At 54.5% G+C, this 10,980-nt stretch carries 8 protein-coding genes; 4 read left to right on the forward strand and 4 right to left on the reverse strand.

The genetic code is table 11. The features are described from left to right. From RMSM_RS21385 to RMSM_RS21400, 4 genes are all read right to left on the reverse strand, one after another. Nucleotides 1-2,280 (reverse strand): FG-GAP-like repeat-containing protein (locus RMSM_RS21385; RefSeq protein ID WP_008701135.1); only part of this gene is annotated, 2,280 nt, incomplete at its 3' end. A 70-nt stretch (nucleotides 2,281-2,350) separates the two neighbouring features. Next, nucleotides 2,351-2,548 (reverse strand): hypothetical protein, encoded by a 198-nt coding sequence (locus RMSM_RS21390; RefSeq protein WP_008701137.1) that lies wholly within the window; start codon nucleotides 2,546-2,548, stop codon nucleotides 2,351-2,353. Nucleotides 2,549-2,851: 303 nt separating this feature from the next. Next, complete coding sequence (locus tag RMSM_RS21395) at nucleotides 2,852-4,108, reverse strand: DUF1559 domain-containing protein (protein WP_052031735.1); 1,257 nt, start codon at nucleotides 4,106-4,108, stop codon at nucleotides 2,852-2,854. A gap of 530 nt (nucleotides 4,109-4,638) precedes the next feature. Next, nucleotides 4,639-6,531 (reverse strand): potassium/proton antiporter, encoded by a 1,893-nt coding sequence (locus RMSM_RS21400; RefSeq protein WP_008701141.1) that lies wholly within the window; start codon nucleotides 6,529-6,531, stop codon nucleotides 4,639-4,641. Nucleotides 6,532-7,169: 638 nt separating this feature from the next. On the opposite strand from RMSM_RS21400, the gene RMSM_RS21410 reads away from it, so the two are divergent. The 4 genes from RMSM_RS21410 to RMSM_RS21420 all read left to right on the forward strand — a co-directional run. Next, nucleotides 7,170-8,396 (forward strand): DUF1559 domain-containing protein, encoded by a 1,227-nt coding sequence (locus tag RMSM_RS21410; protein WP_008701147.1) that lies wholly within the window; start codon nucleotides 7,170-7,172, stop codon nucleotides 8,394-8,396. A gap of 701 nt (nucleotides 8,397-9,097) precedes the next feature. Next, entirely contained in the window at nucleotides 9,098-10,261 is a 1,164-nt protein-coding gene (locus RMSM_RS21415) for a DUF1559 domain-containing protein (protein WP_008701149.1), read from the forward strand. Between the two features lie 95 nt (nucleotides 10,262-10,356). Continuing rightward, the gene (locus RMSM_RS41890; RefSeq protein WP_008701151.1) at nucleotides 10,357-10,533 is read left to right on the forward strand and encodes a hypothetical protein; all 177 of its coding nucleotides are present in this window, start codon (nucleotides 10,357-10,359) and stop codon (nucleotides 10,531-10,533) included. 178 nt (nucleotides 10,534-10,711) lie between these two features. Then, nucleotides 10,712-10,980, forward strand: a 269-nt coding sequence (locus RMSM_RS21420) for a sulfatase family protein (RefSeq protein ID WP_008701152.1), incomplete at its 3' end; no start/stop codon positions are given.

The following is a 10,980-nucleotide window of genomic DNA, read 5'->3' on the forward strand; positions in this document are numbered from 1 at the left end:
GAGATTCAAATCGCCCACGGCAATCCCCATTGACCCTTGTGCCAAGGACCGGTCGTTCGATGCAAGCCCTCGCGTGATCCCGGTTTCAACGAGTCGCGTCACTCCCGCGGAATCCAGCATGCTCCAAAAATGATTTTCGGTTTGATCGTTGGCGATGTAGATATCGATCCCCGCTTTGTCATCGAACGATCCGACGACAATTCCCAAACCGCGGCCAGCAATTTGCGGAGTCGCACTCCACGACGCGGTGTGATTGACGAGTTCCCCCGTTTCGCTTCCCCGATAGAACAGGTCCTGATCGGCAGGAAAAACCACAGGCGTGCAAGATCGTTCAAAGCCATCGGTTTCGTAGGTGCAATCAAACGTGGTGATATTGTCACCGTGGCAATAGTGAAGCACGATGGCGTCGGAGATCCCATCTCGATCGATATCTGCAATCGCGCCGGAGGTTGACCAACGCGAGTCATCGTGATCGCTGATCCGATCGGTGGCGTCGCCAAACGTGCCATCCCCATTGTTGATCAGCAATCGATTGCGTCCATAGTTCAACACCCATAGATCCGCAAAACCGTCCTCGTTGACATCTCCCACGGCCACTCCCTGGGCGAATCCGGTGTCATCGACGCCGGCTGCCGAGGTGGTCTCCATAAAATCTCCTTGATGATTCCGCATCAATGCGTTTGAATCCGAGTTCGATTGAGTCGGAACACCACCGGCGGCAAGCAAATACAGATCGGGCCAACCGTCGAGGTCATAGTCGATCACGCCTGCACCACATCCAAGTGTCTCGTGCAATTTGGTGTGCATTGTCTTTGGATCGCGGCGTGTCCAACCGGCAAAATTGACGCCCCGCTGCTTTGCTTCGTCTCGCAATTGGATCGGCGATTTCGATTGCATGAACTTCGAGAGCGAGGCATGACGTTCACGAAGATCGACATCATCGCGGGTTGTTTCAATGTCAGAGACGATGGGCGCCGGGAACGATGATAAATCAATCCGCAACCCGGGCTGCCCACGTTGCTGTTGCCACGGTGTTTGCTTGTTCATCTTGGCGATGATCGATTGGCGTGTTTGGACTGCTCGATCGTTGGGCGTGGTTTGCATGCTGATCGCCACTGCCGCCCACGCCTCGGCTTCCCAAAGCCGCCCTAGATCTCGCAACGATTCGGCAATCTCAATAGCTTGCTCAGCCGACGTTCGGTGCAATTGATCAAAACGCTGGACCAATCGATCAAGTTCATTTAGTTGAACGCTGCGATGATAAACAGCATCCACATCCACTGATTTGAGCTCTGCAGTGTCACTCGCAGCACGAAGCACGCTTGCTAATTTTGACCACGCTTCGGTGACGTTTGCATCGATACGAGTGGCTTCCCAATACGCCCGACTGGCTTTGGTAAGTAGGTTTGTTGAGCGGGCCAAATCTCCCATTGCGATCCAGTAGTCAGGATAGCGATCGGCCTCGTGGGTCTCACCACCGAGCAATACCTTTACGGTGTCAAATTCGCTTGCCGCCGCCAACACACGAGCCTTTAGCGCGATCGTATTCGCTGAATCGGGGTGCTGGTCGAGAATACGATCAAGCAATTCCACCGAGGCGTCATACTGACCTTGGTCAAACAGTTTTTTGGCCCGGCCGAGCCATGGCCGTTGGTCACTGGGGTTGCGTGCCACCATTTCATCCAATGGTCCCCAATCGAATGAGCGGCGTGGCATACTGGTTAGCGAAACCAACAAATCAACATCAAACCGCCGATGTTGGATCAATACTTTCGCATGGGGAAACGCCGCAATCCGATCCTCAGTACCGATATAGAAATCAAACAGCCAGCGCCGGAGTTCGAAATGCTTGGGTTGCGACGCAATCGCTTGCTCGAGCAGCTCGATCCCATCGTACAGTTTCCCAACGCCGATATACGCGACGACAGTTTGCAGGCAACGGCCTTCGTTGCCGAACGATTCCGCGACGCAAGCATCACGAAGCAAAGCCGCGGCAAGATCGGGCTTATCGGCAAAGAAAGCAACCCGCGCCACTTCCGACATCACCTCGGCGTCACCAGGATGCTGCAGCAACGCCGCATTGGAATACGCCAGAGCAGCTTGCCAATCGTCTCGGCTAGCCGCCGCTTGCATTTCCACGAACGGATTATCACTTGATGACGATACAGATTCCGGTGGGTCCGAAGGCGAATAAGAATCACATCCCACCGTGCCCATGGCAGCGATGAACAGGCAAGTCCATACAATGTTGACTGAACCCTGAAATTGCATCGCCGCCATGTCTCGCATCCATCTACTGAAATCGCATTTGATCAAAATCGCCAATCACGATTCCAAGATAGCAGAGTGATTACTGCTGGGGATTCGAATCACCCTTTTCAAAGCTGGCGTTCATCGCAGCCTCTTCTGCAGCAATCCGCTGCTTATAGGCGTCGATTTCCTCTTGCGACGCATTCTCGGCGACATTCTGCGATGTTCGCCCGGAACACCCCATCGTCATCAGGGCAAAACAGCCGACGAAGAGGATTAAAAATGCAGAGTTTTTCACTGGTAAATTCCTTGAATTAAACGTGCTGAAAATAACAAAAACACTGACAAACGAACGATGTCACTGTACGACGGCCTTTCCAGGCCGTCGCATTTTTCACCGTACGACGGCCTTTCCAGGCGGTCGCATATTTCACCGTACGACGGCCTTTCCAGGCGGTCGCTTATTCCGCCGTACGACGGCCTTTCCAGGCCGTCACTTATTTATTCCGACGCCCCTGAGAAATCCCTCGTACCTTCGCGCCGAATCATCCACGCCTAGCGTCAAAACGGCGAACGCACCGAAAGACTTCTGAGGACCTGCTTAGAAATCTTCGACCTTTTCTTTCCCAGCACGAGTTCCGAGAGAGCCCCAAAGTCCATAGGGGCTTGGTGACCCCGGTGCATTCTTGTTCGCAGCGGTACCACCATAGATCACCATTGCCCCGCGACGATTCCCCGACTCGACGGAGTCCGTCATAAACCTCACCGCACCATCGCCCATCAACACATGGACGCCACCTTGGTGGCGACTTGACGCGGGCGAGGTGGCATTGCCAAACGCCCCATTTCCGTCACCACAGTTTTCGGCGTTGGGCGGCAATATCGTGTAGAAACCGGAAAAGGTCGTGCCGCGGTCAGCCCAGCGATAGCCGCGACCATTGTTCGTGCCGCCATGTTTGGTATTGTCGAGCGATTGCGACCAAAATTGGGGGCGTTCGGGATCGATCCAGCCAGCGGTATCCAGGCAATAACTGGGGTTGGCCAGGATCTCGGGACCTCCGGCGGAAACCTTCGTATAGCCAGTGCGGTTGTCCTTGTCTCCTAAATCCGTGGCAATCTCGCCCGCCGCAATCGTATTGGAGAGACCATCCAAGATGTCACGAAACTTCATACTCGCGAACATCATAAACGTCCCTCGATGGGACACCCGGGCGTCACGGTTATAGCCCGTTTCGGCAGGATAGATCGATCCTTTTCGCGGTGTCCCCGTGCTCCACGTGTCAATTTCCACACCGCGTCCGGAGAACATCCGATGCGTTGAATCGCCTAGACAGGCCGCATAATTGGTTCGCCCCAGCGCCGGCAATCCCACACCGGGATCACTTGGGCAGCGGAGTGTGGGAATATCGGTTGCCCAAGGGGCAAAATCAATATTCTGAGGAGTTGGCCCCATCGGTGGAAAATCCCCATCGTTGACCCAATCGACCGTGCCATTGCCGTTGACGTCAGTCGCATTGGAGATCTGTTCCCAGAGCGATTGCTGCTCGAAAAATGGCGTCAAACCGACGAGCATACTGAGCCGCCAATTGCTGCCTTCCTTACTACTTGCATACCAATTCAAACGCCCGCTCGGTTCGCGTCCCGTCCCATGAATTGGCAATTGATTGTAGGCGGCGTGGTAATTGTGCATCGCCAGCCCGATCTGTTTGAAGTTGTTACTACAACTCATTCGTCTAGCCGCCTCGCGAGCCGCCTGAACGGCGGGCAGCAACAATCCGACTAACACGCCGATGATTGCGATCACCACCAATAATTCCACTAGCGTAAAGCCAGCATGACCTCGACCTTTTCTTGACATGATGCACCTATAGAGAGGAAGGAAAATATAAATTCCGCGTGTGCAAGCGGAGATTCGCAGGTGAGTTGTCAAGCCACTGGCCAATCCGAGCGACAAAACAAGGTGACTGAGGGGAGCATTAAAAAGGAACAATGCCACTGGAACGATCGTAAGCGTCCAAAACCCCCTCCGTCAACTATTTTCGCACACCCCTTCCGATTTCCTCGTCAATACCGCGTCAAAATCTCGCTCAAATGCAGTGTTTTGCCGACCAAAAGACTCTATAGATATTCCACTTTTTTTTAATTCCAAACCGTGGGCAAGCTGCCGAGGCGCTCTGCAAAACGCATCCAACGAGGTCTGTTGCCGGGATGTTTGCCTGCCGAGGTTCAGCGCAGGGCACTCGACAAATGCACGTATGCACAGTACCGGCTCGACGCAATTTATCTCCAGACTCATTCGGTCGATTGGGTGAGACTCACTCGAAGAGCACACGGATCGACAGCAGAGAGAACCGCCTCGAGAAACGGCGGCGGAAGACGGACACGGTTTTAAGACGGAGAAGAAAACGGTTTCTCATCGGACTCTTCTTGAGAACGATCGTCGCCAGATGAAACAGGCGGCGCCGGCTCGTTGTCTTGCTGCTTTTCGTTCTCCGGCGACACCCCCTCATCCTCGGGCGCAGCATCTGAAGTAGGCTGCGATGCTCGAGCAGGTTCGGGTTCCGGCGTGGGCAGAATCATCATGCCGACGTAATGCACCGATCCACTTGAACTGAGTTCCCGCACGTACAACACGACTCGATCAAACTGGACGGCCGCTCCGGTGACCACGCCCTTGGGGCTTAGCCGTTGTCGCATGATTTCGTCCAGCGTCGCATCGGGATTTGCTCCTAACTGGATGTCATAGAACTGCTCGACGTCGGCCGCTGTGATCGAACCACGCAGCGGGAACTCGAGCGCCGTCGGCAGAATCACAGGATCCAATTCACGGTGAGCAAACACCCGATCGACCATCGCGCGGACACCGGGACGCAGCACTACGATGACGTGGTCACCGTACTGTATCTGTGAACGGCCTTGCGGAGGAATGATTTGTTCGTCACGGACGATCAAGGCGACCACCACTCCATCGGGAAGCGCAAGATTTTTGATCATGTGACCTGCCGCACGACATTCATCATCGACGAAGTAATCGACGATGTCGCCTTCGACGTTTCGCAGCGAACTGATCTCTAGTGTCACCGGGGGCGGCAATCGCGCGGGCACCTCTAGCTTCAACGACCGCGCGACCCAAGGCAATGTCCAACCTTGGACGATCGCCGAAACCAAAACGACAAAGAAGACGGTGTCAAACATCAACGGAGCTCCCGGCAGCCCCGCCAACATCGGAAAGGTCGCCAAGGTAATCGGCACCGCCCCCTTGAGCCCCACCCACGATAGAAACGTTAGCTCTCGGAACGAAAATTTGAACAGCGAAACGGACAAGAAAACAGCGACCGGCCGAGCCACCAAAATCAGCACGGCGGAAATCATCAGTGCCGGTCCAGCAACGTCCAATAACCGACTGGGAAAGCTGAGAATCCCCAACGCAATAAACATTAATATTTGGCACAGCCATGCAGCGGCATCGTGAAACAACAGGATACCGCGGTGGAATACTGGTTGGCGATTGCCGATCACGATCCCGGTGAGATAGACCGCCAAAAAACCACTACCGCCAAACGCCGCTGCGAAACCGAATGAAAATAACGCCAAACCGGTTGCTAACACGGGATACAACCCCGCGGCGCTGAGCTGGATGTTCTTTAGCACCCATACACCGCCCCATCCGACCAATACCCCGACCAGGGCTCCGAACACCATCTGCGTCAAAAACAAAACCAACAGGCCTGGCCCCAGCGGCACCGCGCCGGTCAATACTTGGATCAACCCGACGGTCAAAAAGATGGCCATCGGATCGTTCGAGCCGCTCTCGACTTCGAGCGTATCGGCGAGTCGGCGGCGAATATTGACGCCCCCGAATCGCAGCACCGAAAACACCACCGATGCGTCAGTCGATCCGACAATGCTGCCCAACAACAGGCCTTCCATCAGCGGAATCTGCAAAAACCACGAAGCCGCTAGCCCGGTAATTAATGCCGTGATAAATACCCCGATGGTGGCTAACACCCCGGCTGGTTTCCAGGCGGCACGAATCGAGCGATACGGGGTGCGAAGCCCTCCGTCAAACAGGATCAGACTAAGCGCGATCGTCCCGATTCCATTCGCAAGCGAATAATTTTCAAACTCGATTCCGCCGATCCCTTCGGATCCCGCCAACATGCCGACGAGTAGAAACAAAACCAGGACGGGCACGCCCATGCGTGCCGAAAACTTATTCGACACAATCCCCAGCAACAGCAGAACGCCGGTGATCAAAATCAAAGCTTCGATACTTAACATGTCAAATCGATCGCGGAACGCAATGTGTCATGGGAGATCTGCGATAGCACTCCATCGCTTTTGAATCAGTTTACCGACTGCGAGTCGCTGGAGAATCGGACTGACGTTTGAATTGCCAAGCGTTTTCACAGCAATGCCCCGTGCCATCGATTGCTGCCGCGGGACCAGTTCGCCGCTGAATCGTCGCAGCCAAACCGCTTTCGATCGGCGTGACAACAGTCGACGCTTAACGACCCAGTAGATCAGTGACACCTTGTTGCGGTGATCCTACCCCATAACAGTCAGTTAGCGGTAGCAGGTCCCCCCGGCTACATGAATGTGAAAAACATCACCAAACGACTCGTGACACTCCGCTATCGATCCTCCCGATGGAAAAAACGCATCGGCGACAGGGTTGCATCCCCTCGACGAACAGAACGACAACTTTACTTCCACCTGAACGTGGGTGCCGGCAAGGATCGCATCCGCATTCTTGTGGCGACGGAGACACTTAGCTTGCAATAAAAATTCTCTGAAAACCGCGTTTCCGCATGACCACTTCGCACGGTTGGCGATTTCAGTTTTCTGCACGTTGACTATAATTAACTTCCTCTATTAGACGCATTCGCGTTTACCATTTTCCCGATGGGACTCATGCCATGAAAACAAACATTTTGAACAAACACCGCCCCGCTTTTACCCTTGTCGAGCTATTGGTCGTTATTGCCATCATTGGAGTGCTCGTTGGCCTATTGCTGCCAGCGGTGCAAGCGGCCCGTGAAGCTGCCCGCCGCATGTCATGCTCGAATAATTTCAAGCAAATTGGCTTGGCAATTCACAATTACCATGCCGCGTACAACCAAATGCCAATTCATGGCAGCGGCACAGGGGCGTTACCTGGCGGCGGCAACGAAGTCTGGAACAACTCGAACCAACGCAATAACACTCGCTTGAGCATGCTGGTGGGGTTAACGCCGTTTTTCGAACAACAAGCGTTATGGGAACAAATCAGCAACCCGCAGCCTGGCTTCAACGCGATGGGACCAACCCCCAACGTATCGACCTACGCGCCCTGGAACACGGAAATCGCAGGACTTCGCTGCCCGAGCGATCCAGGCGAGGGATTACCAGCGCTCGGACGGACAAACATTGCCGCTTGTCTGGGCGATTCGATCGTGATGCAAACCTTTGGCCCTACCGATGACAACGGAATCAAGACGGCCAATGCGGCGCAGGAAGCGCGATCAAGTTGCCGAGGTGCGTTTGTTGTCCACAGCCCCGCCGCGTTTCGAGACATTCTCGATGGACTGGCCAACACGATCGTGGCGGGCGAAATCACCAGTGACTTGGGTGACAACAGCATCTCGACAGTGGCAGTTCAAGTCGATGGTGCCGCACTTTATCTGAATCCAAGTCTTTGCCAACCTTCGGTTGACAGCACTCGGCCTCGCTTTTGGACCGCGGGGGCCGCGCAAGGCGGTTCGGGGTTCGCGAGAGGGTATCGCTGGGCCGACTTCGGTCCGATGTACAGTGGTTTCACGACGATTCTGCCGCCCAACCAAGAAATCTGTATGGGCGATGCACCTGCGACCACCAAAGCGACTTCACCGCCGAACTTGCCCAACGGGCAAAACCACTTCAAAGAGTTGGTCGCGACACCTAGCAGCCGTCACCAAGGAGGTTGCCATGTGCTGATGGGCGACGGAGCCGTGAAATTCATCACCGATTCGATCGAAGCCGGTTCAAGCCGGGCGACCGGAGGTGCCGGAGCGATGGTGCACCTCGGAGGCACCGGAACCGCGTCGCCGGGACAAATGAGCCCCTATGGATTGTGGGGTGCACTGGGCACGCGAGCGAACAAAGAAACGATCAGCAGCGATTTCTAGTCGACTGATCATGTTCATCCGGACACCGCTTGCGGGTTGTCCATTCAGCCTCCATCCCGCAAGCGGGTTGCGTCAACCCATGACGATGCAAACCAGACTTCTCGATTGGGCTTAAAAATAGCCCCTAAAAATCGCCTGCTATACGTAGCCGTAATCCTAAACGGCACCTCTCTATTGACCGCTGCAAATTTCGCTAGGCAGCAAAGCCTATACGCCGCGCACTCGATCAACCGATCGATCACGAGGCCGGTTCGCTAGAAAACCGACACTCGTCTGCGTTGGGGATACTCACGGCACGACGGCATCCCAATGCCGATTCCGCTCGCGGTTTCCCTCCATCTCACCACGTCTCACGCTCCCGCGACACCGCCTGCGTGCTTAATACACGCGGTGTTCACAGAGCACTTTTCTTTGCAAGCAAGCTAGCTTAACGCCCGTGGATCCCGCGACACACCAACAAAAAGTCTTACATATTTTGCCAACATTAGATGTCGAGATCTAGCGTCTCTGTTCGTATTCCATTCTAAAAACGGTTGCAATTGACTCGTAAATCGTTAGCCTGAGGGGATAATCCAAGAGCAATCTGGATCGCCGGAGCCGGAAAAACACATCTTTTCAACCAAAACGCTCAGTAGTTCCTCTGAACTATATTCCCAAACTTTTCACCGCGTTCGCTACTCATTCTTTATTGGAGTGTCACGATGAGGCTATCGAATTCACGTCGCCAAGCATTCACGCTGGTCGAGCTGCTCGTTGTTATCGCAATCATCGGAGTGCTGGTCGGTTTGCTGTTGCCTGCGGTTCAAGCTGCCCGCGAGGCGGCGCGCAGAATATCGTGCTCGAATAATTTCAAGCAGTTGGGACTGGCGCTACACAATTACCATTCGGCTTACAATCAGCTTCCACAACAAGGCGGTGGCTCTGGCACTCCTACGACCAGTGCGACCAAGACCAACCGTGAACGTCTTTCAGCCATGCCGGGCTTGACGCCTTTCTTCGAGCAACAGGCGGTATGGGAGCAGATTTCCAATCCTTACAAAGACGGCAGTACGTTGTGGCCACCGATGGGGCCGGCAGCCTACAACGTGAACTACGTTCCTTGGCGAACCCAGATCCCAACGCTGCTATGCCCATCAGACCTTGCTCCAAACGCGGGTATTCCGTTCGGTGAACTGAATTATGGATTCAGCTTTGGAGATTCGTTCTGGAACTGCAACAACACGCGTAACAATGCCGGCACTCCGGTCAACATTGGTCAGCATCGTGGATTTTTCAAAGATCGTTTCGTCACGCGATTTCGGGATTGCTTGGATGGCTTGAGCACAACCATTGCGATGGCTGAAATTCAACGCAGCAGTGGCACCCGTGAATTGGCCGGCGACGTGTTGGTTCGCAACGGAAGCGGTAACTCGATGCGAAACGATCCTAAAGCCGAAGTCCTTGAGTTCGCTCGCGATCCCGAGCGTCCTCAGTTTTACAAGGCGAGCGTGACGCTGGCGATTGACACGAGTTCAGGAGGCCATCGGTATCGTGGATCCAATTGGGCGCAAGGGGAACCGATGATGTCAGGCGTAGGCCAGACGCTGCCACCGAACTCGGCGAACTGCGTTCGTGGTAACGGTGATGCCAACGGGCCCGGCGGTATTTTCTCGGCGGGCAGCCGTCATCAAGGCGGATGCCATGTCTTGATGGGCGACGGATCGGTGACCTTTATCACCGACAGCATCGACACCGGAAACACAAACCAAGGACCGATCGGAACGACGGCTCCGGGTGCTCCGCCGGCGGGATCGGCAAGCAACTACGGCATCTGGGGTGCCGCAGGCAGCATCGCCGGCAGAGAGTCCACATCGCTGAGTGAATAATCACGCGACGCGATATGCGACAAACAAACAAACGTCCCTGCAACAATCTCAAAATTTCTTTGATTTCGAATCTTCCGCTACTGGAGCCTAACCTTATGAAGTTCTGTTCAATCGCCCTTACTATCGCCATCGGTTCCGCCTCGCTGCTCGGATGCGGTTCGAGTTCCGAAGTAACGGTCAATCCAGCTCCAGAAATGACAAACGAAGAAATCGAGCAGATGGACGCGGAAAGCGATCGTGCACGAGAGGAAGCAATCCGGGACGGTATGTGATTACGTTTTCAATAAAAGAAGACAGCCGACGTTTTGACCGTGAACGACTGTTTCGAGCGTTAACGCTCCCCACACGGATTCGCGATCCAAATAAACTGATCGATATAGATTGGTCGCACGGTGCAGACCAAGGGAAGCCAGTAGGGGTGACCTGCCTATCGACTCGAACGGAAAGCCAATGAAAAACCTGCTTCTAATCCCATTGCTTGTGATCCTTTGTGGACAAGCCTTTCAAAGCAGTGTGGCTGCAGAGCGTCCCAACATTATCCTTGTCTTTATCGACGACATGGGTTGGGGCGACTTTTCGTGCTTCGGCAACGATGATGCCGCAACACCTAATATTGACCGTCTGGCGGCTGAAGGAGTTCGGTTCGAACAGTTCTATGTCAACTCGCCGATCTGTTCGCCATCGCGGGTGGCCATCTCGACCGGCCAGTATCCGCAGCG

It is taken from the genome of Rhodopirellula maiorica SM1 (assembly GCF_000346295.1).
GTDB classification, from domain to species: domain Bacteria; phylum Planctomycetota; class Planctomycetia; order Pirellulales; family Pirellulaceae; genus Novipirellula; species Novipirellula maiorica.